Origin of the sequence: Exiguobacterium sp. s46 (assembly GCF_018618875.1) — a bacterium.
GTDB lineage: Bacteria > Bacillota > Bacilli > Exiguobacteriales > Exiguobacteriaceae > Exiguobacterium_A > Exiguobacterium_A abrahamii.
Window position 1 is genome coordinate 583242 of the sequence record NZ_JACSMY010000001.1, and the last position, 24544, is coordinate 607785.

The 24544-nt window shown below is 47.7% G+C and carries 27 protein-coding genes and 1 other RNA gene; 17 read left to right on the top strand and 11 right to left on the bottom strand.

Features of this window, described 5'->3' with window-relative positions; translation table 11 throughout:
• Positions 1 to 76: 76 nt before the first annotated feature.
• Positions 77 to 2452: a glycoside hydrolase family 31 protein gene (locus tag KNQ08_RS02960; RefSeq protein WP_214804598.1), complete on the top strand. Its 2376-nt coding sequence runs from the start codon at positions 77 to 79 to the stop codon at positions 2450 to 2452.
• Positions 2453 to 2527: 75 nt separating this feature from the next.
• Here the strand turns inward: KNQ08_RS02960 and KNQ08_RS02965 are convergent, their stop codons facing one another.
• The 3 genes from KNQ08_RS02965 to KNQ08_RS02975 form a co-directional block, all read right to left on the bottom strand.
• Entirely contained in the window at positions 2528 to 3328 is an 801-nt protein-coding gene (locus KNQ08_RS02965; RefSeq protein ID WP_214804600.1) for an SMI1/KNR4 family protein, read from the bottom strand.
• A 105-nt stretch (positions 3329 to 3433) separates the two neighbouring features.
• Positions 3434 to 4015, bottom strand: a complete 582-nt coding sequence (locus KNQ08_RS02970) for a DUF1643 domain-containing protein (RefSeq protein ID WP_075642144.1) — start codon at positions 4013 to 4015, stop codon at positions 3434 to 3436.
• A gap of 14 nt (positions 4016 to 4029) precedes the next feature.
• The gene (locus KNQ08_RS02975) at positions 4030 to 4713 is read right to left on the bottom strand and encodes a lytic transglycosylase domain-containing protein (RefSeq protein ID WP_214804602.1); all 684 of its coding nucleotides are present in this window, start codon (positions 4711 to 4713) and stop codon (positions 4030 to 4032) included.
• Positions 4714 to 4820: 107 nt separating this feature from the next.
• Here KNQ08_RS02975 and KNQ08_RS02980 point away from each other — a divergent pair, with 107 nt between their 5' ends.
• The 5 genes from KNQ08_RS02980 to KNQ08_RS03000 all read left to right on the top strand — a co-directional run bounded on the left by KNQ08_RS02980 (position 4821) and on the right by KNQ08_RS03000 (position 8947).
• Entirely contained in the window at positions 4821 to 5495 is a 675-nt protein-coding gene (locus tag KNQ08_RS02980) for a CPBP family intramembrane glutamic endopeptidase (protein WP_214804604.1), read from the top strand.
• 135 nt (positions 5496 to 5630) lie between these two features.
• Positions 5631 to 6065: a hypothetical protein gene (locus tag KNQ08_RS02985; RefSeq protein WP_230088650.1), complete on the top strand. Its 435-nt coding sequence runs from the start codon at positions 5631 to 5633 to the stop codon at positions 6063 to 6065.
• A 303-nt stretch (positions 6066 to 6368) separates the two neighbouring features.
• Positions 6369 to 7049 (top strand): ABC transporter ATP-binding protein, encoded by a 681-nt coding sequence (locus KNQ08_RS02990; protein WP_050677058.1) that lies wholly within the window; start codon positions 6369 to 6371, stop codon positions 7047 to 7049.
• Entirely contained in the window at positions 7046 to 7864 is an 819-nt protein-coding gene (locus tag KNQ08_RS02995; protein WP_214804606.1) for a hypothetical protein, read from the top strand. The genes KNQ08_RS02990 and KNQ08_RS02995 overlap by 4 nt, the downstream gene beginning before the upstream one ends.
• Positions 7865 to 7876: 12 nt before the next feature.
• Positions 7877 to 8947 (top strand): hypothetical protein, encoded by a 1071-nt coding sequence (locus tag KNQ08_RS03000; protein WP_214804608.1) that lies wholly within the window; start codon positions 7877 to 7879, stop codon positions 8945 to 8947.
• A gap of 101 nt (positions 8948 to 9048) precedes the next feature.
• Here KNQ08_RS03000 and KNQ08_RS03005 read toward each other — a convergent pair whose 3' ends face one another.
• The 3 genes from KNQ08_RS03005 to KNQ08_RS03015 form a co-directional block, all read right to left on the bottom strand.
• Complete coding sequence (locus KNQ08_RS03005; protein ID WP_023467917.1) at positions 9049 to 9942, bottom strand: hypothetical protein; 894 nt, start codon at positions 9940 to 9942, stop codon at positions 9049 to 9051.
• An 89-nt stretch (positions 9943 to 10031) separates the two neighbouring features.
• On the bottom strand, positions 10032 to 10238 hold the full coding sequence (locus KNQ08_RS03010; protein WP_029341392.1) for a DUF2922 family protein: 207 nt from the start codon (positions 10236 to 10238) through the stop codon (positions 10032 to 10034).
• A gap of 36 nt (positions 10239 to 10274) precedes the next feature.
• Positions 10275 to 10502: a DUF1659 domain-containing protein gene (locus tag KNQ08_RS03015; RefSeq protein WP_023467919.1), complete on the bottom strand. Its 228-nt coding sequence runs from the start codon at positions 10500 to 10502 to the stop codon at positions 10275 to 10277.
• A 68-nt stretch (positions 10503 to 10570) separates the two neighbouring features.
• Between KNQ08_RS03015 and KNQ08_RS03020 the strand changes: the two genes are divergently transcribed.
• The 4 genes from KNQ08_RS03020 (at position 10571) to KNQ08_RS03035 (ending at position 14194) form a co-directional block, all read left to right on the top strand.
• Positions 10571 to 11566 carry a potassium channel family protein gene (locus KNQ08_RS03020; RefSeq protein ID WP_251133606.1) on the top strand — a complete coding sequence of 332 codons (996 nt, stop codon included), beginning with the start codon at positions 10571 to 10573 and terminating at the stop codon, positions 11564 to 11566.
• Positions 11567 to 11635: 69 nt separating this feature from the next.
• Entirely contained in the window at positions 11636 to 12328 is a 693-nt protein-coding gene (locus KNQ08_RS03025) for a hypothetical protein (RefSeq protein ID WP_064300103.1), read from the top strand.
• 59 nt (positions 12329 to 12387) lie between these two features.
• A complete protein-coding gene (locus KNQ08_RS03030; protein WP_023467922.1) occupies positions 12388 to 12801 on the top strand; it encodes a hypothetical protein in 414 nt (137 codons plus the stop codon).
• A 49-nt stretch (positions 12802 to 12850) separates the two neighbouring features.
• Positions 12851 to 14194, top strand: coding sequence for a S8 family peptidase (locus tag KNQ08_RS03035; RefSeq protein WP_214804612.1), 1344 nt, complete (start codon positions 12851 to 12853; stop codon positions 14192 to 14194).
• Positions 14195 to 14241: 47 nt separating this feature from the next.
• Here KNQ08_RS03035 and KNQ08_RS03040 read toward each other — a convergent pair whose 3' ends face one another.
• Positions 14242 to 14685, bottom strand: a complete 444-nt coding sequence (locus KNQ08_RS03040; RefSeq protein WP_041255063.1) for a hypothetical protein — start codon at positions 14683 to 14685, stop codon at positions 14242 to 14244.
• Between the two features lie 134 nt (positions 14686 to 14819).
• Between KNQ08_RS03040 and rnpB the strand changes: the two genes are divergently transcribed.
• Positions 14820 to 15193: RNase P RNA component class B (rnpB, locus tag KNQ08_RS03045), an RNA gene on the top strand.
• Between the two features lie 112 nt (positions 15194 to 15305).
• Entirely contained in the window at positions 15306 to 16451 is a 1146-nt protein-coding gene (locus tag KNQ08_RS03050; protein ID WP_064300101.1) for a THUMP domain-containing class I SAM-dependent RNA methyltransferase, read from the top strand.
• 1390 nt (positions 16452 to 17841) lie between these two features.
• On the opposite strand, the gene KNQ08_RS03055 is transcribed toward KNQ08_RS03050, so the two are convergent.
• The gene (locus tag KNQ08_RS03055) at positions 17842 to 18465 is read right to left on the bottom strand and encodes a hypothetical protein (RefSeq protein WP_152995547.1); all 624 of its coding nucleotides are present in this window, start codon (positions 18463 to 18465) and stop codon (positions 17842 to 17844) included.
• Positions 18466 to 18607: 142 nt separating this feature from the next.
• Here KNQ08_RS03055 and KNQ08_RS03060 point away from each other — a divergent pair, with 142 nt between their 5' ends.
• The 4 genes from KNQ08_RS03060 (at position 18608) to KNQ08_RS03070 (ending at position 20361) form a co-directional block, all read left to right on the top strand.
• Positions 18608 to 19012: a hypothetical protein gene (locus tag KNQ08_RS03060; protein ID WP_214804614.1), complete on the top strand. Its 405-nt coding sequence runs from the start codon at positions 18608 to 18610 to the stop codon at positions 19010 to 19012.
• A gap of 12 nt (positions 19013 to 19024) precedes the next feature.
• A complete protein-coding gene (locus KNQ08_RS16945; RefSeq protein ID WP_275044931.1) occupies positions 19025 to 19150 on the top strand; it encodes a hypothetical protein in 126 nt (41 codons plus the stop codon).
• Positions 19151 to 19159: 9 nt separating this feature from the next.
• On the top strand, positions 19160 to 19546 hold the full coding sequence (locus KNQ08_RS03065; protein WP_241492677.1) for a peptidoglycan recognition protein family protein: 387 nt from the start codon (positions 19160 to 19162) through the stop codon (positions 19544 to 19546).
• 122 nt (positions 19547 to 19668) lie between these two features.
• Positions 19669 to 20361, top strand: a complete 693-nt coding sequence (locus tag KNQ08_RS03070; RefSeq protein ID WP_058704768.1) for a DUF3800 domain-containing protein — start codon at positions 19669 to 19671, stop codon at positions 20359 to 20361.
• Between the two features lie 158 nt (positions 20362 to 20519).
• On the opposite strand, the gene KNQ08_RS03075 is transcribed toward KNQ08_RS03070, so the two are convergent.
• The 3 genes from KNQ08_RS03075 to KNQ08_RS03085 all read right to left on the bottom strand — a co-directional run bounded on the left by KNQ08_RS03075 (position 20520) and on the right by KNQ08_RS03085 (position 23082).
• Positions 20520 to 20795, bottom strand: a complete 276-nt coding sequence (locus KNQ08_RS03075) for a hypothetical protein (protein WP_058704769.1) — start codon at positions 20793 to 20795, stop codon at positions 20520 to 20522.
• Positions 20796 to 21896: 1101 nt separating this feature from the next.
• On the bottom strand, positions 21897 to 22085 hold the full coding sequence (locus KNQ08_RS03080) for a hypothetical protein (RefSeq protein ID WP_058705327.1): 189 nt from the start codon (positions 22083 to 22085) through the stop codon (positions 21897 to 21899).
• An 85-nt stretch (positions 22086 to 22170) separates the two neighbouring features.
• Complete coding sequence (locus KNQ08_RS03085) at positions 22171 to 23082, bottom strand: tetratricopeptide repeat protein (protein ID WP_214804616.1); 912 nt, start codon at positions 23080 to 23082, stop codon at positions 22171 to 22173.
• 116 nt (positions 23083 to 23198) lie between these two features.
• Here KNQ08_RS03085 and KNQ08_RS03090 point away from each other — a divergent pair, with 116 nt between their 5' ends.
• Entirely contained in the window at positions 23199 to 24509 is a 1311-nt protein-coding gene (locus KNQ08_RS03090) for a M20/M25/M40 family metallo-hydrolase (RefSeq protein WP_214804618.1), read from the top strand.
• Positions 24510 to 24544: the final 35 nt, after the last annotated feature.

A 24544-nucleotide genomic window follows, 5' to 3' on the forward strand; every position in this document is an offset into this window, starting at 1 on the left:
TATACACTAGATGTGTAATCGGTTGCACACTACTTAGCCTGGAAGGAAGTGAAAGGGGCGCAAGTCCCGAACCCGTATGCGAACAATTGATGAATCCCATTTCTACACGCGCGACATGAAACCACAAGCACGACCAGACGCCATCATCCAAGGAGATGTCTACCGTTTCACGGTCTTGACGAGTCGGATGATCCGACTTGAGTACGCGGCGGATGGACAGTTCGAGGATCGACCGACCCAAACGGTCTTCAATCGTGATTTTCCGGTACCTGCTTACCGCATCGTCGAAAACGAGGAAGAATTGCAAATCATCACCGAGCACGTCCATCTGCATTATACGAAGGGACCGTTCGCTGCGAACACACTCTATATCGATGTCTTAGGGAACTTCAGTACCTACTACAGCCGCTATACGTTCGGCGGACCGCTCCGGACGTTAAAAGGAACGGCACGGACGCTTGACCATGCGGACGGCGTCATCCCACTTGAAGAAGGGATTCTCTCCCGGCAAGGTTACGCGGCGATTGACGACTCGAACGCCTTCGTCCTGACGGAAGACCACTTCGTCGAACCGCGACGCTCCGGGACGCATGACATCTATTACTTCGGATACGGTCACGACTACAAACAGGCACTGCGTGACTTCTACCACCTGACAGGACCGACGCCGATGTTACCACGTCAGGTACTCGGCAACTGGTGGAGTCGCTACTGGCGTTATAGTGAGAAGGAATACAAGGATTTGATGACACGCTTCAAGACGGAAGACATTCCGTTCTCGGTCAGTGTCATCGACATGGACTGGCACGTCACCGATATCCCGGAACGCTACGGAAGTGGCTGGACAGGCTACACGTGGAACCGTGATCTATTCCCGGATCCACGCGGATTCTTGCAATGGTTGAAGGACGACGACCGGATGGTCACGCTCAACTTGCACCCGGCGGACGGTGTGCGTGGGTTTGAAGAAGCCTACGAGGCGATGGCGGTCGCGATGGGCGTCGATCCCGAATCGGATGTCCGGATCCCGTTTGATTTCTCGGACCGGACGTTCATCGAGAACTACTTTACGAAGCTGCATCATCCGCACGAGGCAGATGGCGTCGACTTCTGGTGGATCGACTGGCAGCAGGGCGCGAACTCGAAGATGAAGGGGCTTGATCCGCTCTGGATGCTCAATCATTATCACGCGCTTGATATTGCCCGCGATGGTAATCGACCGTTGATCTTCTCGCGTTACGCGGGACCCGGAAGTCATCGTTATCCGGTTGGTTTCTCAGGCGATACGATCATCTCTTGGGCATCGCTCCAATTCCAGCCGTATTTCACGGCGACGGCGTCGAACATCGGTTATGGATGGTGGAGCCATGACATCGGGGGTCACCAACGCGGGGAGAAAGATGACGAGTTATCGACACGTTGGCTCCAGTACGGTGTCTTTAGTCCGATCATGCGCCTGCACAGTACGATGAGCATCTTCAACGGGAAAGAACCATGGCGTTATTCGACCGATGCGGCGAACGTCATGAAGAACTATTTACGACTCCGACACCAACTCGTGCCGTACATCTACACGATGAATGCCCGTAATCACTTTGACGGCTTGCCACTCGTCTCACCGATGTATTATGAGCATCCGGAAGACGATCAAGCATACAACGTTCCGAATCAGTTCTACTTCGGAACGGAATTGATCGTCGCGCCGATGGTCACACCAATGCACCGGAAACTGCACATGACGGCGACGACAGCGTGGTTGCCGGAAGGGGAATGGTTCGATTTCTTTAATGGGCACCGATACCGCGGCGGCAAGCAGATCCGTCTGTTCCGTTATCTCGAAGACCAAGGCGTACTCGCAAAAGCCGGTGCGATTGTTCCACTCGGTCGTCATCTCGAACAGTCGAATGCCCTGCATAATCCGGACGATCTCGAAGTCGTCGTCTTCCCGGGAGCATCGAACCGGTTTACGTTGTTCGAAGACGATAGCACGGGTGTCGCGCACCGCGATGGTGTCAACGTTGAGACGACGTTTGCGCTCGACTGGGAAGCACGTGAGTTGACGATCGCGGCACCAACCGGACACCGTGACTTGTTACCCGAAAACCGCTCGATTACGTTGATCTTACGTGGAGTCCGTGAAGGATACGTTCAGCGCGACGGAGAGAGTGTCACCGGCGTCTATGATCATGCGACGCAGTCCCTTCGCGTTGAACTGGGTGAAGTGACCGATACGATCACGTTGTCGCTCCAAGTTGAGATCTCGACGAACGAGAATAAGATGGACCGGTTGTATGGATTTCTCGACCAAGCGGAAATCAGCTATGATTTGAAGGATCGTTTGTACCGTCTGCTGTCACAAAAGCTCGACCCGGTCAACATGATGCACCAGTTGCAAGCACTCGAACTCGAGAAGGATCTCGTCGACTGCCTGCTTGAGTTGATGTTGTCTTAAATGATTGAATAGGCATGCGAAAAAGCCAGTATTCGTCATCCGTATGGACGAGGAATACTGGCTTTATGGTTGAGGTCAGAACTCTTCGTCTATCTCTTCATCCATCCAAGATAGCAAGTCTTCTGCATCGAGATCGTCACCTTTACTGAGGATCAAGGTCGTGACGTCATCTCGTTTCTGTTCTAACAACTCCGGGTTGTTCGTCAAGACTTCCATGAGGTAATACGCATAGGAGTCGAGGAAATCAGGCTGGTCGTTTCGTTCGATCAGTGTCATGAACGCTTCGATCAGTTCTTCCTGTTCTTCATCGAGAATCATCCAGTGGGAGTAGGCGAGAAGTTTTTCGTTTTCGTCATCTCCACGGAGAATGTCCTTGATTTCAGGTAACGTCAGAAATACGACATCCGGCATGACGACTTCCGGAACATCGCTACTCAGCTTCGTTAACCACTCGTCATAGGTCGCCGCGACGAAATGGGTCGTCTCATCCGAAATATCGAGGCACCAGACAGTCGGCTCAGCAGCTTCCGTGAAGTGGAAGTACCAAAAATAGCTCCCTTCTCCTTCCGCGAACATCATGACGTTTCCCTCGACATCCCATTCCCTGAGGACCGACAATTCGTCCAGATACCGTTCGAATGTCAATGACGTCATGGAGCGGAGTGGGAGGTGCAATCCGCTTTCTGCGTCCGACCATGTATTCTTGAACTCGACCATCACGGCCATAGCTTCTGGGGCACCACCGTTTTGTTCCTGGATTTGTTCGAGGTAACGGACGGGGAGTCGACCGTTGACGGCTTGCTCGATTCGTTGAATGTCTGTTTCTTTGACTGAAATCATCGTTTCTTCTTGTGACTCTTTATCCCAAAATGGCATCGTATGACCTTCCTTGCTATGTAGTATGTAGACCTTGATTATACGCGAAGCTGATGGGAAATGTTTCAAAAAAAGACCCTATCCGTTATGGAAGGGTCCATTGTGTCATTTACGACGCAATTTTTTCGCTTTTTGTTTCATGTCGTTGTACGTGATCATCGGGCTATCGTCCATCGTCAAGCGCAGATGGTTCGGTTCACCTTTGTTCGTGATGCCGGAGCAATAGAGGATGTCGGCATACTGCTCAAACAGTTCCTCATATGCCGGCAGGTGGTGCATCAGGCGACCAGGCGATCCCCAGCCACAGAGGACGACGCCATTTTTTGCTTTGACTTCAGCAAGTGTCTTCGCGACGAATTCATAGTTCATCTCATCGAAGCTCGCTTGCGCGAACGGCAGATCCTCGCTGACGAGCAGGTCCGGCATCAAACTGATGATGTCATATTGTTTGACGGGGTCACTGACATACTTCTTCATCAAATTGTACGCACGTTGTGTCGTCGTTCCAGAGAGAAAGGCATCCGTCGTCCGTGGTGTGTAGATTAAAGCGGCGACGTGCGTCCCTTCTGCGATGTCGTCAAAGATGTAGCTGCGTAAATAGCGTTTCGTCTTGTCTCGATCAAACGTCGTCTGGACGCGGATCGACGATTCCTCAATCAAGAGTTCGGAAGAATCGGCTGGTGTCATGGTGGTGCCTCCTTTTAATTGGTCAAACGTGAGCTGATGCGAAGGAAGAATGCGAGTGTCTTCTTCTTGAGGTCGAGGTCGTTCGCATCGATCGCCTCGACGTGTTGCTGGTAACGATCATATTGGGCGAGCACGTCAGAAACATATTGTTCACTGCGATTGTATTCAAACAGTGCTGTCGCGAGCGTGTCTCGGTCTGATGTCTTCGTAACATCGTGTTGGTTCAGGTATTTCGCTGCCGTGTGGGCGCTGTCGACGAGACTCGTCGGATCGGCTTTCCCGTCGCCGTCCGCGTCCACTCCGAGACCACCATATTTCTCGATGGCTTCCGGATCCGTCACGTCGATGCCGTCATGCTCGATGTCACCGAGCGACGTGCCACCTTCGTATCCCCAACCGACCCATGTTTTCGGCATGAATTGGAACGGACCGATGGCGCCAACGGACGATTGCATCGCTGACGAGTTTGAGAAGATCGTCTCGACGCGATGGATGGAGGCGAGTAGCTTCCAGTCGATGCCGTAACGTGCCGCGGCTTGTTCGTAGATGTCGATGTTCTCGGCAGGTACGCCATGCTGTCCATAATACGTACGATACATTTCATTTTGAACACGTTCCCGATTTTGCCAGTAGATGAAGCTACTGACGATGAGGGCGAACAGTACGAACAAGATGCTGACTCGAAAAACTTTTCGCATATTGTTCTCTCCTCTGTATAGGATTCCACTGAATGGTATCATATTTTAGTAGGGTCTAATAGCACTTTCTGTGACGGGAGTGTGGAATCAAAAAAGGAGTCGAAGTCATGTATCTCTTCGTAAATGGTTTTTTACTCGGATTGCTCGTCGTCCTTTCAATCATCGCAGCGGTCCGTCCGGTCGATTTGACGATCGTTCCTCGCAAGGAATTCTACCCCTCGATGGTCCAGTCGAGCGGTATCTTATGTCTGTTGCTCGTCGGTGGAACGCTGGTCAGCGGTACGCTGTTACCGGAAATCGGCTTGACGTTTTTTGTCCCAAGTGGACCAATCTGGTACGCGACGATCGGACTGATCGTCTTTCTCTGTATCGTCTTGCTTTTGACAGCGACCGTTCCAGCGTTTCGCAAACGTTTGTTGCCGCTCTATCAAAGTGAGGCGGAGCGACTGATTCTGCCGCGAACGAAAGAGGAGCGGACCGGATTCCAGATGGTCGCGCTGATGGCAGGGGTGACGGAAGAGTTGATCTATCGCGGGTTTCTCTTCCATACGCTTGGATTATTTTTACCGTTCTCTGAAGTCAGCTTCGTCTGGATCGGTGCCATCCTGTTCGGGATTGCCCATCGTTATCAAGGGTGGTTCGCGATTCTCGTGACAGGACTGATCGGAGCGGGATTCGGCTACTTGTATCTAGCGATCGAGACACTCTGGCCGCTGATCGTCATCCATGTCTTGATCGACCTCGTCGCCGTCTACATCTATAAGGACGATGTTAATTCCTGACATCGTCAAAAAGCGTTGAGTTTGATAGACTGAATGTCAAGCGAAGTCATCTTTTAAATTGGTCAAGTTGACGGTTGCAGAACTAGTCAAATGACAGGTAAAATGAGAAGGTAAACGCTTACACATCAAAAGGAGATGGATGAAACCATGCGAACGATCACTTCCACTGGCGAGCGAAAGAAGACGAGTTGGACATTGAATATCGGCAATCAGCCACATTTAATGATGGATGGTGTGACAGAACAAACGCTTGATGCCGAACAACGTGTCATCTACGACGAATTTTTGATTCCGACGACGGACACTTTGATTCATCGGTTCAAAGCCCGCTTCCCGAACCATCTCTGCGAGAACGGGTATGATGTGTATGGCGCTGCCGCTTTTGACGAACAGGTCGTCGAACTGATCTCGAATTGGTTCATCGAGCTGGTCACCGTCTTAACAGCGATGCAGCGGACGAAAGGCATTCAGCATGTCCAGATTGAAGGCGGTGTCGCAAAACGGACCGACTTCTTACCGACCGTGCGTCGGACATGCCGGGCACTGGAGTCGACGATTGATATTTATTGAAACACCAGTCACGTGTTCAGAGAGGGCGTCCATCAGGGAGTCCTCTCTTTTTTTGTTCATCTCGAATCGTTTTCCTGGGAAGTGATTTCGAGTGAACAAATCGCTCTCCTTTCTTCCGGTCATAAAAAGTAGAAACAAAATCAAAATACTCGCGGAGTCGGACATTTTTGTCCGGCTCCTTTTCATTTTCTGGATGATAGCAGGAAAAAACAGGTTGACGCTAGACTGTATGGCATGTACCATACAGTTAGCAGATGTACTATTGTCTTAATACAATGGTGATAATCAAGGAGGGAAAGTCTAGTGCTTGAAGTGAAGGGGCTACAAAAGCGATACGGACGAAAAAAGCACGTCTTACGTGACGTGACGTTCTCTGTCGGTCTAAACGAAGTGACATGTCTGATCGGCTTGAACGGGGAAGGGAAGTCGACGATTTTAAAAGCGATACTCGGTCTGATTCCGGTGGATGCCGGGACAGTGACGGTCAATGGCAAAACGTCGCGCGACCAGATCGCGTTCGTGCCTGATCTCCAGACGATGCCGAGCTACATGACGATCGGACAAGCGCTCGCGTATATGGCGGATCATTATCCGGATTGGAATCAAGAGACAGCGGAACGGTTGCTGCAGACGTTCCAGCTGTTTACGACGGATAAAATGGCGAACTTATCAAAAGGGAACAAGGCGAAGTTCAATCTCGTCTTAGGATTCGCCCTCGATCGACCGTACATATTACTCGACGAACCGCTCGCGGGAATCGATCTCTTCATGAAGGAACAGATTGCCTGGATTTTCTCAAGTGAGTTCATGGAAGGACGGAGCATCCTGATGACGACTCATGAAATTGCCGAGGTCGAACAGGTGATTGACCGAGTGTTGTTCTTACGGGACGGGAAAATCGTCGAAGTCAAAGAGACGGATGAGTTACGCGGCCGTCATCATCAATCGGTCCAGGACCGGATGCGGGAGGTATATCAAGGATGAAACGCTGGTTGTTATTAACGAATGAAGAACTGAAACGAAGTACGAAATTACTGGTGTTGTTGATTTCAGGATTGATCGTCGCAGAAATCGCGTCACTGCTCTATCAGATTTACGATTATCAAAGCACGATCGAGAAAACGATGCGGATCGATCAGATTTCAGAAATGGACGCAATTGCACAAGCAGGTGGTGCGTTGACATTCGCACAGGCAACGGATTTTTACGATTCAATCATTGTTTTAGCGATGGGGATGATTCTCTTGTTCGCGTTCTGGATTTGGTATCGCGACTGGATGGGCGAGACGAAGTACATTTACAGATTGCTATTGTTACCGGGGTCACGTCGGGCGATTATTGCATCGAAAATGACGGCACTTTTACTTGTCGTTACGAGTTTGATCGGAATTCAGTGGGTGTTGCTGTTACTTAGTCGCAATCTTTACTTATGGCTGTTGCCAGATGCTCAACAGGTCACAGCCAGCATCAACGAATACTCCTTCTACATGAAGTTGTTCTATACGATGTACCCAACTGACATTTTATTCATCTTACTGATGACATTCATCGTCATCTCGTTCGTTTTCATGACAGTTTTACTTGAACGATCGTTTCGAAGAGGAAAAGCGTTCTTGATCGTCGGATTACACGGGATTGCGCTGATTGGTGGTTATATCATTTTAGGCTTAGCATTGTCAGCTATTTCAAGCAACCTGAGTCAACTGCATATGCAATTTTATTTCGGATACGTCGTACTATTAACGTTATATGTGTCATACAAAAATCTGCGGCTAGTCCAGACGCGACTATCCGTTTAAGGAGGAGACTTCATGAAGCGATATCGACAACTCCTGATCTATGGATTGATCATTTTCATAACAATCGGAAGCTACATCGGCTATACACTGTCAATCAAAAGCGCAGACTTTTCCCTCGAGACCATCAGTGGGAAATCTTCGCAAGTAGAAAATTTTAATTTACGTTTACAGACGAAAGGAATGCGTTCGACGATTTATGATGCCAATGCAAATGGAGACATCGAAAAACAGTCAAACTCTTACGTCGGACAACTATTCCGTAAGGATAGAGTGACGGATTTACCAGACAAATATTATGAGTTCACGACGAAAATGGAAACAAATGTTAGTGGGGATGAGCAATCGGAATATGCGATTCAGATTAAACACAATAAACTGCAATTTAAGATGTTTACGTTCAAGACAGAGGAAATGTTCGAGAAGACATTTCAGTATGATACGAAATTTGAGACGGGGATGGATTTACAAGCAAGTGTCGTCGATAAACAGGCGATGAAGGTCTATGTTCAACTTGATCGTGTCGATCAGCCTATGGAAACGAAACTCCTTGTGCTTGATTTAGCAGGCGACCGGGTCGAAGAAATCATTCTTCAAAAACCTATAGCACCTAAACACTCTCGTCAATTCTTAGCAATTTATCGAAATGAAATCGTCTACACGGAACAAAAGTCCGACAGCGAAGATGAAAACGTTAAGCAGTCCTATTTCCTCGATGACGGAAAAAGCGTTCAGTCCATCAAGGAGTTGAATCAGCAACAAATCGGGTTTACCCCCTATGCGAACGGTCGTTATTTAATCGGATTCCGTCTGCCGGAAGGGGAGACGAAACGAATCGAATGGTCGATGTTCGACTTGGAAACGAAACGATTATCCGAGCATAGCGTAAGCAGTCCGCTTGTTTTGAAAAAGATCGATTGGTTGGATTCGACGGACGAGATGCAGCTCTATCTCTCATCAGAGACGAACGCAGGATTCCAAGTGTCTGTGATCGATCTGAAGAATGAACAACTGATGTATCAAGGTGAAATCAAAGATGCGAATCATAAAAAAGGAACGCATATCTATGATTTTGCGATTCAATGATCTACGAATGAAAAAACGCTTCGGACCGGAAAAAGTTATCCGGTCCGAAGCGTTCTTTTTTTCGTTTTGACTAGGAATCAATGCGTCCTAAGGCGAAAGCATCAAGACGTGAAGTTTTTCTCTGCCGCTTTACAGGCACGCAATAAGGCATCCTTGAAGAAACGATCTTCCTGCGAAGCGAGTTGTTGTGTTGCTTCCTCGTCCCCGCGCAGGGAGCGGGCGAGCATCTGGATGACCTTGACCCAGCGCCGGACGTGATCGAGTTGCGGGCGACCCATCGCGACGTATACCGTGAACCAATCGTTCTGATCGCGACGGATCATCCGTTGAAACAGTGATTTTGCGAGATCGACTTCTTCGGTCGTCGGGAGCTCGTTCGTCTCGAAATAGCGACGTAACGCGGCGACGGCAGTCGCATACGCTGCCTTGACGTCTTCTGACGGCTGATGTTTGCCGTAGTCGGATGTCGACAGATGAAGTAAGGCAGGTTTCTTCTCGACACCCGTGATCCAGGCGGAGATCGTTTTATTGCCCTTATAAGCTTGACGGTTCGCGACCGGGAGCTTCGCCGTGACGTTACCGACTTTTCCGATCAAGGTCACTTTGTTGTTGCGATCCTGGATTTCGGTCACTTTCATCTCGACCGTATCCCCCATTTCATGAGGAATGGCTTTCGGCTGGAGCTTTTCTCCTGCCGAGAGCGGTGAACGCTTGCGGATCATCCGCAGTGCTTCTTGTTCAATCCGGTCGTCAAGCGACCACAGATGTTCCGGTGGGACGTTGCGGAACCGGCGACGTCGGACCTTGATGTACTGGTCAAGCGCGTCAGCAGCTTGCTCCCGCGTCGATTCACCACGTGCGACGGGGCCGATGATGTCTCGGAGCGTAATGGATTCGAGACGTTCCATGATGCCTTCGAACGGGATGAGTTCCATTACGTAGAGACTACAGACGACGAGTTCGCATTCGCGAGGAGTGAGTGGGCGTTTGGCCATAAATTGACTTCCTTTCAGCTGGTTGATGTTTCTAGTATACCAAAAAAAAGCCATCGTCACGTAATCCCGTGACGATGGACTGAAAAAGCTTACAAGACGAATGCCGATTCCGAACTGTTTTGCAATTCAGCGGACGCGAGACGTGTGACACCGTTCATGAACGGGTCATGGGCGACGAACAAGTCACCGATTGCTTTAATCTCAGCCACGGTTGCATTCTCCTTCGCACCAGCGATCCGTAAGCGATACGGTTTTTTCGTCACCGTATCGAACGTCAGGACGATCGTATGTTCCATCAATGGTCACTCCTTTCATGAAATGTAGAGGATGGGTTATGCCTTCAGTAAAGCGTAGTCACGGCTGATTTCCGTCAGCGCGTAGCGTCCGTCGAGTAAGCTGCCGATCGATTGCCCGATCGAAGCGACGACGTCTGCTGGAAGATTCGAACGTAAGCCGTTGTAGCGGCGGCGAGCGACGACAGCATCACCGTTTGCTGTCACCTTGTCCTTACGCTCGAAGACGATGACGAGACTCGTCTTGATCTCTTCTGCTTGTGTCATGTGTATCACCTCCTTCGCCCTTATTGACAGGGGAAGAGACCGGATTGTTCGAAAGGAATGAAAAAAACATGGTCTGGTTACGTTTTTTACGAAAAGTCTCGTTTCTACGGATGCGGACGCTCGGGTATGCGTCGTTGATTTTCGTCTTCGGTGTCGCGGGTATCATGTACGCGCTTGAGCCGGAGACGTTCGGCTCCTACTTCCGCGCCGTCTACTGGACGATGACGACCGTCGTCACGGTCGGATACGGTGACTTTTTCCCGAACTCGGATACCGGTCGGATTCTGACGATCTTCGTGTTCATCTTCGGGATCGGGATCGTCGGTGGATTGATCTCAAAACTGGTCGACGGTGTCCAGTTGATTCGTAATCAAAAGGAAAGAGGGTTGTTACAAGTGAAGGAAACAGGACATACGGTCGTCTTCGGTTACAGTCGGCGTTCGAAGCACGTCATTGAGTCATTGCTCGAACATACGGATGTCGTCCTCGTCGACGACCTAGAGCGAGAGCCATTTAGTCATCCCCGGTTCCATTACGTCTGTGGTGATCCGGCGCTGACGTCGACGCTCGAGCGAGCGCACATCGAAAAGGCGGTCCGCGCGATCGTCCTCGCTGATCATTCGATTCCGCCGGTCCATGCTGACGGACGAACACTGTTGATCGCTTCAAGCATCGAACGGGCGAACCCGAACATCTATACGATCGTCGAGATGATGCTTGAAGAACACCTCGACAGCTTTGAACAGGTCAAGGTCGATGAGGTGTTGCTTGGTGACGAGACGATTGCCCGGATGGCAATCCTCGCGTCCCATCATCCTGGTGTGACGAAGGTCGTGACGAATCTGTTGACGAAAGACGGTGAAGGGATGTTCTCGATTCCGACGCGACCGGAATGGGCGACATACCGCGATGCGTTTCATGACTTGCTAGAAGAAGGGGTGACGATTCTGTCCGACGGGAAGCGGCTGGATTTGAACCAACGTCTCGACGAAACGATTCCGAAGAATGAAACGCTGATCGTCTTATGTTCGGAGGAAACCGCCCAACGAATCGGAGCAATCTAGGTCGGGCATGATTCAACTAATCTTTTTTCGGGTATAGTAAACAAATTTACTAAACGGAGGAAAAGGATTATGACACAACCACAACCAGAATGGATTCAAGAATTATTCGAGACGGTCGATCAAGGTGAAATTAAAAATGCACCGAAATTACTCTATATGGCATTGACGCTTGAACCAAGTTATTTTACAAAAGCAGTTAGTCGTTTTAATCAACGATTGGAAGTCGAACCATTAACGGACGTTTCGGAACTACTGACGGTCTACCGCCAATTCTTCCTCTCAGCTAATCCATCAGAGGAATACTGGTCACTTGCCTGGAACGAACTCATCCAGACCCTACAACATATGATTGATCGGCCAGAAGCGCAGCAATTACTTAAAGAACATGTCGATTTACTCGACTGGTGGTCAAGTGAATCGTTGCTGTCTCTCCCGAGTTGGTTAACGATTCTCGACGTTGCAGAACGCATCGACGCCCTCGATCAATTTAGCAGTTATCTTCCAGATATCTTCGAGAGCTATGCGCTCGAGACAGCAAAGGATGAACCGTTCGCTCGTCTTGCCTGGTACGCACTCGCAAGCAATCAACAAGAGTTGCTTGCCCCGTACAGAGAACGGATTGAAGCCGGTTCATCGAAGGAAATTCAGTCTCTTCGTCAAGCGGATCTCGTCGATCAAATTGAAACGACACGGGTCGTTATGTTAAAGTCGAAAGATAACGAGCCGATTGAATTAACATTTGATCGAAAATGGACATTATAAATTATCGAAGAAAAAATGACACCTAGAAGCCGCACGAATCCAATCCAAGGGGTGTAGGGATGATTCACGTCAATTTACCGAGTGGTGACTATGTCGTGTTAGTAGAAATAAATCGTGAAGTGCTGCTGTGTCATTCGATTGAAGAAGCGGAACAAGCACAACGCGACCGGTATGAACTGGTCGGACGGATGAGCGAACGCTTGCCGGCAGAAGTGATTGGACCCTCGATTGCGGACTTCGTCCGCTTTTCGACCGGGTTCATCGGCGAAGAAGTAACGTGGCATGAAGAAGAGGAAGCGTTCTTTTGCCAACAGTTCGAGACGTTCGACGGTTCCCCGTTAGGTGAAGACCTGACGGGTATCGATGCAACGCGTTGGCGTGCGGTCCTTGCACGCTATTATGCTTACGTGACGATCGGAAAGATCATTCCTTTTGAAGTCAGCGAAGAACCGGACGGTACGGTTCCGCTTTAGTCCAGACGATTCTTCGGTCGGCGCGTAAACAGAGAAGGGCAGGGTTCCCATGAAAAAGCAACTTGCACTACTCACGCTAGCGACAATCGTCGCCATGCCAACGTCTGCTTTCGCGCAGTCTCAATATGTACAATACGACCCAACCTTTACAGAACAACAAAAACAAGAATGGTTGGCGAATCAAGGTCTGACCGAAATTCGTGCCCTGAAACAAAAAGGATTCTCTCTCGTCGAGCCACTGGCACATCTCGAGGAAGAGGATATCGACGCTGATTTGATTCCGATCACGGACGTCAAAAAAGCGACGGATTCTGCCCAGTTCCAGCAAACGTACCTCGATCAGTCACGGATTCCGGCTTACTGGAAGTACAGCCGTGGAAAATCGGATGTTCGTGTTGCGATCATCGATGACGCGATCGATACGAAACACCGTGAGTTTAAGGATGTCATCTATAAAACGACGACGATTTCCGGGATTCGCAAACCAGATGATCACGGGACACATGTCGCGGGGATTGTCGGGGCGCGTGAAGACGGTCAAGGGATCGTCGGTGTCGCTTCTGGTGTCAAACTGATTGGGGCGGACGTCTTTGACGGAGAATATGCCGGGTCGATCGATATCGGCGACGGTATTTTGTATGCCATCGAGCAGGGGGCAGATGTCATCAATCTGTCGCTCGGACAATATGAATACGATCCATATATGGAGTCCGCGATCAAAAAAGCAGAAGCGAAAAACATCCTCGTCGTCGGTGCAGCCGGAAACGACGGGAAGGGGAAAGTTCTTTTCCCAGGCTCGATGAGTCAAGTCGTTGCCGTCGGATCGGTCGGGACGCTTGGGCGTGCCTCGACGTTCTCGAACTACGGCAAAGGACTCAACATCATGGCGCCGGGTGAAGGGGTTTACTCGACGATCGTCGGGAATAAATACGGCTACTTGGACGGAACGTCGATGGCGACACCAGTCGTCAGCGGTGTACTGGCACTCGCGAAATCGAAGAATCCGTTCGTCTCGAATACGACGATGCGCAGTAAGTTATATGCCGCAGCGACGAAAAAATCAGGCGATACGAAGTCGCATTACGGGACGGGTCGCTTGAACGCCGGAATCTTGGCGACGTTACCGGCACCGATCTCAAAGATCTCGTTGCCGTCAACGGTCAAGCCGAATCAGCTGTTTTCATTCTATTTCGATGAGTACGCGAGTGCGAAGACGACGACAAGTCTCTATAAGGACGGGAAGGTCGTCAAAACGTTCACGCAATCGAATTTAAGAAATGGAACCCATAAGTTTACGTATAAGTTGAAAGACAAGGGGTCTTACAAGCTCGTCTTTACGACGACAGGCGGACGCCATACGCGGACCGTCGAACGCTTGCTGACCGTCAAATAAAAAAAGCGCCTCCCACTTAGTGAGAAACGCTGTACGAGACCTGAAGATTACTTCGGGTCTTTTCCTTTTTTATAGACGGGCGTCGGAGGTGTTAATGCCTCTCCAGTCCACGTGATCATCGCTTCCATCTTGTATCCTGTATCATCCTCATGGACGAATGACAGGCGACTGGAATCGATCAATTGGTATAAACCATAAGCGACCTGGTCGGCCCAAGAGCGTAACGTCATCGCATTATCATACAACGGGATTTGCTCAGGGAAACGTTCATTCATAAGCAAGATATCGTGTTGATCGAAATGATAGCTACGTTTTGAGAGTGCATCGGGCGCCTTGACGTTGAACGGCTCGAACGCGTGGATGAGCTCTCCTTGACGATAGAAGGCGAAGATGCCGTTTCGCAGATGAAGTGCCTTGATCTCATCGATCTCGATCAGGAATGTCAACTTGCGAACCGTTCGCCGGTTCGTACCAGAGCGTCGTTTTTTCATGCTACATGCCCCCTTCTGAACTCTTGTACTATACCGTGAAATGAGGCAGGGACGCAACTTTTTCGTTTATAAAAGGAGAATTGCCTCTTGCAGGAAAGCGGCATCTACGCTACACTCATAAGCAGTGACTATGTTGGTTCGGACAATCGCGGGGCATTTCGGTGCTTTGAGGAAAGTCCATGCTCGCACAGCCTGCGATGGCTGTAGTGATCGTGCTACACAAAAAGATAAGTGTAGGCAGCGTCAAGCTGACGGCAGAAGGAACGCCTAAGTCTTCGGATATGGCCGAAACTTCTTGAAGGTGCCACAGTGACGGAGCTTCATGGGAAACCATGAAGGTGGAACGAGGTAAACCCCACGAGCGAGAAACCCAAATTTGGTAGGGGAATTTCCGGAGCGGAACTGAACGCGAAGGAGAGCGTATGCAAATACGGAGATAGATGATTGTCGCCTGCGTGTGAGGGTCAAACCGTTTGGAACACTAAGGAACAGAACATGGCTTACAGGACCACATAGGCTGTTATTTTTAAGTTGAACGAGAGTCCAGGTCCACCCTGGGCTCTTTTTTTTATTGCAATGAAACGATTCAGTGGAAGAAACAATAAAGGAGTGAACGCGATATGGCAAAACGCTTAGTCATCGCGACAGCGGCGATGGGAATCGAAGCGCTCGTCGCAAAAGAAGTCCGTGCGTTAGGATATGAATGTACGGTCGAGGACGGAAAGGTCTACATCGATTGTGAGATGGAGGACATTCCTCGTTTGAACATGTGGCTTCGGACAGCGGACCGGATTAAACTCGTCGTCGCTGAGTTCCGCGCGACGACGTTCGAAAAATTGTTCGATCAAGTTAAGGCACTACCGTGGCACGAATTGATGCCGTGGGATGCGAACTTCATCGTCAACGGTCGTTCGGTCAAGTCGAAGCTCTTCTCGATCCGCGACTGCCAGAAAATCACCGAAAAAGCAATCGTCTCGCACATGCAAGAACAGTACAACAAAGGGACGGAATGGTTACCGAAGACGGGTGCGAGCTATCCGATTGAAGTTGCTTTGTTAAAAGACATCGCAACATTAACGATCGATACGTCTGGCGACGCGTTACACAAACGCGGCTACCGTGAATTCCACTCAGCCGCTCCACTCAAAGAAACGATGGCAGCAGCGATGTTGATGCTGACGAACTGGAAGCCGGACATGCCGCTCTACGACGTCTTTACCGGTTCAGGTACGCTTGCGATTGAAGCAGCGATGATCGGGCGTAATATCGCACCAGGGATCAACCGCGAGTTCGTCTCACAGGAATGGAAATGCATTCCGAAGAAGGCGTGGTTCGATGCGATCAAGGAAGCGAACGAAAAAGCGGAGTGGGACAAACCACTGAAGATCTACGCAAGCGATGTCGATCCAGAGATGGTCAAGCTCGCGAAAACAAACGCAGAACTCGCAGACGTCCGCGATGCAATCAACGTCATGCAACGCGACGCAGCAGACTTCAAACCGAAGGAAGACTTCGGTGTCATCATCGGAAACCCACCGTACGGCGAACGTTTGGAGGACGCACGTGAAGTCCATCAGTTGTACCGCAAGATTGGTACGGCGTATAAAGAATTCCCATACTACAGCGTCTACATGATCACGTCGTATGTTGAGTTCGAAAAAGCGTACGGTCGCCCAGCGACGAAGCGCCGGAAGCTTTATAACGGGAATATCGAAGTTCAATTTTATCAATATTATGGTTTGCGTCGGAAACGTCCGCAGGCTTAAGCCATTTCTAGCACTTACAGAAATTCCATTGCACGCTTATTGCACACTTGGTGTGAAAATCGGAAATTTCCTCACGAACCGCTCTGTTGAGCGGTTTTTTTGCGTTTCAAAAGCTGTTCAAATTGCGTCGCCGTATTGTATTGCAAAGTGTGCAATACGTGAGCGTACGTGTCCATCTTCATCGTCGTATCGCCATAACCAAGACGTTCTTAGATGACTTCGCCTGTATATCCATCTCCATCAGTAAGAACTCATGCCTATGCCGCAGACCGTTGCAATGTGATGCTCGGGAGAGGCGCTGCTTTGACGTATGATGCCGGCGAAGTCCTGATTGTCAGAGATAAGTGCTATTGACACCGAGACAGATCAAGTCTTCTTCATTCCGCAATCCAATGTCTGATAAGTATAAGTATACGTAACTAAATCACCCGGATACACTAATCTCTATAAAACACCACGAACGTAGAAGAAGTTATTGATTTAACGTTAGATGATGTTGGTCAAAAGTACGTAAGAGTTTCTTCTTTGAAAGCTTGTGATAACCAATCGGGTTCGTTCTATAAAGACGAAACGACGTTGTATGTCCAAAACCTCTACTCAAATACACCGAATTCAGAGAAGGTATTACTGCTGCATTCTTCTGCACATTTCAAAGTCGACAACGTGCTCGGAAACGTGAATCTATAATTGGAAAATTTAATCATCTTTGGTGGGAACAACGGAAACTTGTAGGCCAACCGAATCAATGCGAGTAATGCATTGAGCATCTTCGAGAAAAAGTGTGATTTTTTACATGCGACCGGAACTAACGGGGATGCAGATGCGGTCAAAATCTATGGACAGACGAACCATTCTCCCAAACGTGTCTTGCTTTACATGCGTGAAAAGACTGGTTCAACTATAACGCTTATAATAGCGACAGCGTCCTGGTGACCGCTCTGAAATTTATTGAGGTCAATTGTGTGGAGCCTATAACGGATTGCCTAACCTGATTTCCCCAAACACGAATAATGGTTCGACATCTCACGTGGGAGTGAAAGGCATTCGATTGAACGGGCGCTATTTCAAAAACATGGGCACGAGCGTAGCGGACGTTCAACCAGAGACTGAAACTGTAGATTTTAGGTGTGTGGCATTCGACTCTCTTACGAAGATTAGGGTACTAAACAGATTCGTATTTTTGCGACGCATCAGTCTGGCACGAAGTTGTGGTTAGAGAACTGTATCGCGTTCGGATCCCGCTATGGGTTATATACTTTGAGCGGCACGAACATGTACGTCAATAACTCTCAATTTGACGATAAACAGGGATCTGGTCAGTTTATCATTAGTTAACTCATTTCATGTAAGCGGAAAAAATGGACCGGCACTCAAACCGGTCCGTTGCTGTTCATTCAGATAGACAGTAATTTACGAACTGCTTTCCGAAAGGCGTGATTGTAACAGCATCAGATAACGAATTATCTGTATTTCCTCCGAATGTCATCCCTTGTGTGATGGCATAAATGAATCCAAGGTTTTTTAGGCGCCCGATTGAACCTACGATGGCGTATTGCTCCACTCCTGGTTTAGTGATAGACCCAACGACCATAAACTGATCGGGTAAATTCCGGCTAAGGGAAGCTAAAATTTCTAAATCTAATTCATTACACGTTCCAAGAGCATCTAAGAAAAATTTCTTGGTGTCGAAATCTTGTGCGGTTGGAGTGTTTAACGAGTGAAGTAAGAAATTTTGCAGATATTTTCGCTTTTTCTCAGATGCTTCACGTTCTACTTTCTCATTCACGTCATCGATCAAGTCGGTCAATTCTTCTTGTTGTTGCTCGTTCAAGGAAGTGGGTTCACTTTCCAGTGCGTTCACTTTTTCCGCAAACTCCTTATAAAAATGTTCGATACGATTGAATTGTTTTGCTTGTTTAGAGCCGAAGTACAGAGTTGCTAGGCTACCGCCCGCGAATGGAACCAGTTGTAGTCCAGCTTCAAGTACAACATCAAACATTTGTTTTCCTGTCATCTTATCATTCGGTTGAGTCAAAAAAACACATCCTTACTTTTTATTAATGTTCAGTGTCTATTTCGACAACATCCTATACTTCACCTGCCTCACTCACACTTACATCACACTAGGGGGTCATCGCTTGGAAGGAGCCGACAACATGGATTCCATCATCCAGACCGTGCAGAACCACGGGGAACGTATTGCGTTGCTCGAACAATCGGACGAAAAGATGCGCATCGACATTACATCGATCAATGACAAGCTCAGTGCCGTCGAACGATCACAGCTTGAAATCAAATCCACGCTCCACGACGTCTCCCGCGAGACACGCTCGGTCATCCGAGATTCGCAGGAAATGACGCGTGGACTTTTTAAATCGCAGGAAACGGCAATCGCCCAGTTCGCCACTGCGTTCGAGAATGAACGGAGTCGGCAACACGCCCAGCAACAATTAAGCGTCGAAGTCCAAGACAAGCGAAGCGACCGCATGTGGGCGGCATTCGGCAAGTGGTCACTCATTATCTGCGGTATCGCAAGGATACTCGGCATCTTATATAAATAAGGAGGCTACACCATGGCTTATAAAATCGTACAAAATTGGTTACCCGCATCGAAGTATGACATTAAAGCACCATATGCACTCAAACCGAAAAACATCATGATCCACAACACGTGGAACGATGCGGCAGCAGAGAACTAAGTGAATTACATGAAGTCGAACAATAACCAGGTTTCCTTCCACATCGCAATCGATGACAAGGAAGCCGTCGAAGCCATCTCGTTCAATCGCAACGCCTGGCATGCTGGTGACGAACGATGGCAAGGCAACCGCGCATCGATTTGCATCGAAATTTGCTACTCGAAGAGTGATGGAGCACGCTACAATGCGGCGGAAGCGAACGCCATCGAGTATACAGCGCAAGCCTTGATCCAACTCGGTCTCGACGGGGATGACATACGGTTCCATAAGGAATGGTCAGGCAAGAACTGCCCGCACCGCATCTTGGACGAGAAACGTGGCGACGCGTTCAAAGCTGACATCGAAAGCTTCTTCGCTGTGCTCCAGTCAGAGCTCCTGTATCTCAAGGTCGCCTGACAAATTATATTGTCTAACTTTTTTGGTTCAGTTCACTCACAGGTGTGCTTTTTCCATTTTTAGAGAATAAAAAGAATCGGGGTGATATAATGAAAGCATTAATTTACGAGAGGAACTTTTAAATGCAGATAATAACATTTTACGCAGACGATTCTGGAGTTCTACATAAAAAAGAAGAATCAGGATATTTTGTTTATGGTGGATTCGTATTCTTGGATAAAGTAGTTCGAGAAAGAACTACACGACGATACCGTAAATTAGCATTGAGCATTTGTAAGGACCTTGGAATTGCAGAAGCCAAAGCCTGTTTTTTACAAAATAAACATAAAAGATCTTTAATGGGAATCATGAAAGACGTTGAATCATTTTCGGTGATTACCGAAATCAAGCATATGTATGATGATATAATGGAAGACAAACTTTCTCGGCATCGTTTCAAAGATTATGCCCTGAAGATGGCTATAAAAAGGAAACTCGAGGTGTTGATAAGAGAAAACAAAGTAAACCCGAATGCTCCAACTCATTTAAATATTTTTATTGATGAGCAACCGACATCGACCAATGGTTACTATGGTTTAGAAGAGTCGATACACGAAGAATTTTCTAAAGGTATTGTCAGTTTCGATTATTCTATGGTTAGAAAAAAGCTGTTTAATTCAACGTTGCGAGTCAACATTCAATACAAAACTTCTCATAATGATTTTATGATACAAGCTAGTGATATATTAGCGAATCGAATTTGGAACCTAGCGCGAAAAAGACAAATGACGCAACTAAATTTGGACAATCACAACTGCATCAGATGTCCAAAATAAACATAAAAAAATAAAAACAAAAAAACATTCAGGATTATTTACAACGTTTGATAGTAGTGTTATTATTCAGTTACAGGTTAGACAACTAACACTGTTCACGCGTGGATCACGATAGTAATTATTAAGCGTGCTGTGTGTACGCCGTCCCATGCGGGCCCTTAAAGGGCTTTTCTTTTTGAATTTTTCAGACCTTCTGCATTAGCGGGAGGTCTTTTTCTATGCACAAAAAGAGCGCCCCTTAGGACGCTCAAAGTCGCATCTTCAATTGTTCCGTGACGCGCCTGGCTCTCGCTGACGTCGAGTTCCATCAGCGTCTCCGTCTGGTGTACGATGTCGACCTGCAAGCCTTGCGTCAGGCGTTCGAAGGCGGCGAGGATCTCAGCTGTCTCTCCAACCAGCGCGATCTGCGTCTTGTTCACAAGTAAAACCTTCATAGCTCCTCCTTGTGTGAAACAGTTCAGCGGTCAAAGCTTATCTATACACCGCGTAGATATGACGCAAACGAATCAGAAGGAGTTTTAACAATCCATTGCACACTTATTATTCTAAGGGACGATTGGACAGTAAGTAGGAGATACCTGACTGCGCAGTGAAGTGAAATTACCGATTCAAAACGTTGACAGGACGGGAAAAGACATCATGATTTCGACGTATAGTTTTATCAGTATTATGATTTGCGTCGGAAACGTTCGCAGTTTTAAGGCATTTGTGAGAGTTGAGTCTGAGCTAGTTCCCACTTTATTATTTTTTTCGCCAAAAAGTCATGAGCCGCTCGGTTGAGCGGTTTTTCTTTTAAGTTATTTAGAATATTGTGTGTTGATTTCTTAATGAACATAGTTTTAGAATTAATTTATAATTACGGATATTCTAGACAATTTAAGGATTAGTAAAGGCTTGTTAATGAAATTGAGTGAATATTTATAAAAATATTCAAAATCTATTGCAATATACTGAAAAAAGTTTTATAGTTATATACATATTATAGTTTTAGCCTTGCGCCTGATTGTGCTAGTTCGATTCTAGCAGTCATTTTTGTCGTATTAATCTCTTTATTTATAGTAAAAATGGAGGCGATGCCAATGAAAAAAAACATCGAAGGCTTAAAAACACTAATTTCTGGTGTAGCAATCAATGGAGTATACGATTTAATTATGAAAGTGGTTCAGACATCAGGCTAAAATTATAATAATTGTCAAAAAAAGTACAATTTAGAGTAGTTAGTCTATATAGGTTAACTATTCTAGATTGTACTTTTTATTTTAATTACTTGAAATTATTTATTGACTCGACTGAAACCGAAGTAAGTCTCAATAGAATTGAGTGAAATAAATTCAATTATATTGCTCTCAATAGGAATCCATTTGTTTCGAGCGGGTATCGTAACCGAGTCCGGATATGGAGATGGCATCTATGATCTGAAAGTAAAGAAAAATCGAGAGAAGCAAATCATCGGGGTACGGATTAATTTTATGGAGTAGTAATGGAAAGACCGGTCGAAGGAATGCACCTTCGTCCGGTCTTTTTGGGGTATGTAGTTATTTGATGTTGTCGATGGCGTTGCCGTCTTGATCGACTTGAGTAGAAAGTCCTGTCCAGCCACGATCTTTTGTCTCTAGCCAGCTGGTGAATTCGACGAGAAATTCCTCGTGTGGTACATGGCCACCATCTTTTTTAACGACGACATACCCATCAAGCTTTACATATGACTCCTTCAGCGATTCCATTCGTAATCTCCTCCTAAGCAGCGTATATGAAAGTAAGAGTATATCGCTCGAAAGATTCATTTACAAATGATCTCCATTTTTCTTTCTACATCAATAAATGATCAGCACGACATAAGACGGTCACCTTCACATCATCCGTAACGGAAAAGCTACTCATTCGTGTACCATCATTCGTTCGAATCGATGTTGATTGAATGACATCCTGAAAGAAAGGCAAATCGTTTCGTAAGCGACGTAAGAGCTGACGGACATGATCGTACGTCATCGCTTGACCGCCCAATTCCGTCAATCGCTCAGCAAGCATTGGATACGTCGAAGTCGTGTTCGTCACAATCACGAAGAGTGCCAAAAATCCGTTCGGATTCAGTAAGATCGTTTGTTTTCCCCACTCGACGAATGTTCCCTCCGAACTGCTACGTAAGATGATTTCTTGAACGTCAGCCTGATACTCCTGAAACGAACGTTCATTGATTAATGTCTCCATTCCATCTTGGATCTTTCGATAATAGAGGCGGTCAAATAATTGCTCGTCTTCAACGAGTAACTCGTTTCGATATTTATTGAGTCGTGCCGCTTCGTCCGGATGTTCCTCGTGTTTTCGGTATTCGAGTTCAGCAAGTGATTCGCGAGCCAGGTAGATGCTGCAGTTGACGACAAACATATGCGTCAGTGTCGTCTGGATGTCGCTCAGAGCAGCGTCGACCGTACCGTCGAGCGCTCGGCTGAAGTGACGTATCGCTTCCGCATACTGGCGTTTGACATAAAGAATATAGCCAAGACGGTAATTCGCAAGCGGGTGGTTCGGGCGAAATTTAAGTGCCATAGTCAATGCGCGACGCGCTGCGCCATAATCCGGCGTCTCCGAAAATTTCGAGTACTCCGCTTGGCGGACGTACAGATTCGTCAGTTCGTCTTCCAATTGTCTTCTTTCATCTCGATCCGTCGTTTCCCGAATGGCGTGCCGGAGTTCTTGCGCTCGTGCATAACTCGTTATCATCCCGTTCATCCTTTCTGTCTCTTTTCTTTCATCATAGGGCTGACCAACGCGTGTGACAAGCTGTCACAGTGGTGTTGCTACTCTATAGGTACCAACATTAAAGGAGTCGATGTGAGATGAGAAACGAGAACAAATGGATCCGATATGGCATTTTAAGTGGAGAAGTCATCAAAGAACCAACATGGTCAGCTTGTGTACAAGATGTCATGCAACGAGCGGGTCAACAAGAAGCGACGGATGAAGAGATTCTCGATTGGATCGAAGAAGCGAAACATCACTATGCACCGCTTGACGATTACGGGATGGAAGCATTGTTTGATCCAAGAAGACAGACGTTACCCTATCATCTGTTTGACGGATATGTCCGAGGCGTCATTCGTATGTTGAACGATCTTGGGATCTTGACAAGTTCCTGTTGTGACGGTCACGGTAAACGAGCTGCTCGGGTTTATACGCAGGATCTGCTGACGAACCAGCAACGGTATCTGCTTCGTTTAGCGGCAGATGCGGTTCCAGGGTTGACTGTGTCCTTACAGAGTCGGTGGATTCAACTTGAAGTGAAAGACCAGCGTTCGCTGTTGCTAGATTTTGCGGAAGTCTTATACCGCATCAAACAAGACGCATCAACGATACAAGAGCTGGAGTTGCAACGCTTTAGAAAGCGTCTACTAAGATGGCTCGCAATTCCTGGACAAAGCAGAAGGGAACAGATGGTTCGCAGTCGCGTACAACAGGCAGTCCGCCGGTTTGCTGACGATTCTTTTGTCGATGAAAAAGGGAACCTGCTCGTGACCTATCATCAAGGGGAAGGACCGGTCATTTTATTATCGGCACATCTTGATACCGTCGAACGTATCGATTCGTACCGGACGCTGTTTCAAGAAGGAACAATCTTAACGAGCTCAAACGGGATTCTTGGGGCAGATGATCGAGCGGGCATCGCTGCGATTCTTGAACTCATGGAACGCATCCCAGCGACTGACTTCCGCGGAACGATCAAGCTCGCTTTTTCAGTCGAAGAAGAAATCGGTTGTCGTGGTGCGGAAGCGATGAACGCGTCCTTTTTAGAGGACGTCGACGCAGCAATCGTCTTTGATCGCCGTGGTACACGCGACATCGTTACAGGTTGTTATGGCGAGTTTGATTTTTGTGAGACGGCTTTTGGTGCATGTTTTGAGCAAGCCGGTCTGTTGAGTGATATGCCGGATTGGCGAACGACACGGTACGGGGGGAGCAGTGATGCGAAACTATTCGCGCTACGAGCTATTCCAGCTGTCAACTTGTCCGTCGGCTATCTGCATGAGCATACGGATTTTGAACAGGTTGATTTTGCAGCGACGCTCGAAACCGTCCGTTTGGTCGAAACGTTACTCCATCATCGGCTGCTCGAGCGTTATTTCGCTGAGCGGACAGAAATCCAACTCTAGGCGGATATACCGATTAATGGATTCCAAATATAGTA

What these genes read in the sequence shown, in the direction of transcription:
- KNQ08_RS03055 (WP_152995547.1), bottom strand. Translation starts at nt 18,465, where the DNA reads ATGACAGGAAAACAAATGTTTGATGTTGTACTTGAAGCTGGACTACAA.
- KNQ08_RS03040 (WP_041255063.1), bottom strand. Translation starts at nt 14,685, where the DNA reads ATGAAAAAACGACGCTCTGGTACGAACCGGCGAACGGTTCGCAAGTTG.
- KNQ08_RS03000 (WP_214804608.1), top strand. Translation starts at nt 7,877, where the DNA reads ATGAAGCGATATCGACAACTCCTGATCTATGGATTGATCATTTTCATA.
- KNQ08_RS03035 (WP_214804612.1), top strand. Translation starts at nt 12,851, where the DNA reads ATGAAAAAGCAACTTGCACTACTCACGCTAGCGACAATCGTCGCCATG.
- KNQ08_RS16945 (WP_275044931.1), top strand. Translation starts at nt 19,025, where the DNA reads ATGGCTTATAAAATCGTACAAAATTGGTTACCCGCATCGAAGTATGAC.
- KNQ08_RS03085 (WP_214804616.1), bottom strand. Translation starts at nt 23,082, where the DNA reads ATGATAACGAGTTATGCACGAGCGCAAGAACTCCGGCACGCCATTCGG.
- KNQ08_RS03010 (WP_029341392.1), bottom strand. Translation starts at nt 10,238, where the DNA reads ATGGAACATACGATCGTCCTGACGTTCGATACGGTGACGAAAAAACCG.
- KNQ08_RS03015 (WP_023467919.1), bottom strand. Translation starts at nt 10,502, where the DNA reads ATGACACAAGCAGAAGAGATCAAGACGAGTCTCGTCATCGTCTTCGAG.
- KNQ08_RS03005 (WP_023467917.1), bottom strand. Translation starts at nt 9,942, where the DNA reads ATGGCCAAACGCCCACTCACTCCTCGCGAATGCGAACTCGTCGTCTGT.
- KNQ08_RS03065 (WP_241492677.1), top strand. Translation starts at nt 19,160, where the DNA reads ATGAAGTCGAACAATAACCAGGTTTCCTTCCACATCGCAATCGATGAC.
- KNQ08_RS02985 (WP_230088650.1), top strand. Translation starts at nt 5,631, where the DNA reads ATGGATGAAACCATGCGAACGATCACTTCCACTGGCGAGCGAAAGAAG.
- KNQ08_RS02970 (WP_075642144.1), bottom strand. Translation starts at nt 4,015, where the DNA reads ATGACACCAGCCGATTCTTCCGAACTCTTGATTGAGGAATCGTCGATC.
- KNQ08_RS03070 (WP_058704768.1), top strand. Translation starts at nt 19,669, where the DNA reads ATGCAGATAATAACATTTTACGCAGACGATTCTGGAGTTCTACATAAA.
- KNQ08_RS03025 (WP_064300103.1), top strand. Translation starts at nt 11,636, where the DNA reads ATGACACAACCACAACCAGAATGGATTCAAGAATTATTCGAGACGGTC.
- KNQ08_RS02980 (WP_214804604.1), top strand. Translation starts at nt 4,821, where the DNA reads ATGTATCTCTTCGTAAATGGTTTTTTACTCGGATTGCTCGTCGTCCTT.
- KNQ08_RS02960 (WP_214804598.1), top strand. Translation starts at nt 77, where the DNA reads ATGCGAACAATTGATGAATCCCATTTCTACACGCGCGACATGAAACCA.
- KNQ08_RS02975 (WP_214804602.1), bottom strand. Translation starts at nt 4,713, where the DNA reads ATGCGAAAAGTTTTTCGAGTCAGCATCTTGTTCGTACTGTTCGCCCTC.
- KNQ08_RS02995 (WP_214804606.1), top strand. Translation starts at nt 7,046, where the DNA reads ATGAAACGCTGGTTGTTATTAACGAATGAAGAACTGAAACGAAGTACG.
- KNQ08_RS02965 (WP_214804600.1), bottom strand. Translation starts at nt 3,328, where the DNA reads ATGCCATTTTGGGATAAAGAGTCACAAGAAGAAACGATGATTTCAGTC.
- KNQ08_RS03030 (WP_023467922.1), top strand. Translation starts at nt 12,388, where the DNA reads ATGATTCACGTCAATTTACCGAGTGGTGACTATGTCGTGTTAGTAGAA.
- KNQ08_RS03090 (WP_214804618.1), top strand. Translation starts at nt 23,199, where the DNA reads ATGAGAAACGAGAACAAATGGATCCGATATGGCATTTTAAGTGGAGAA.
- KNQ08_RS03050 (WP_064300101.1), top strand. Translation starts at nt 15,306, where the DNA reads ATGGCAAAACGCTTAGTCATCGCGACAGCGGCGATGGGAATCGAAGCG.
- KNQ08_RS03075 (WP_058704769.1), bottom strand. Translation starts at nt 20,795, where the DNA reads ATGAAGGTTTTACTTGTGAACAAGACGCAGATCGCGCTGGTTGGAGAG.
- KNQ08_RS03020 (WP_251133606.1), top strand. Translation starts at nt 10,571, where the DNA reads ATGGTCTGGTTACGTTTTTTACGAAAAGTCTCGTTTCTACGGATGCGG.
- KNQ08_RS03060 (WP_214804614.1), top strand. Translation starts at nt 18,608, where the DNA reads ATGGATTCCATCATCCAGACCGTGCAGAACCACGGGGAACGTATTGCG.
- KNQ08_RS03080 (WP_058705327.1), bottom strand. Translation starts at nt 22,085, where the DNA reads ATGGAATCGCTGAAGGAGTCATATGTAAAGCTTGATGGGTATGTCGTC.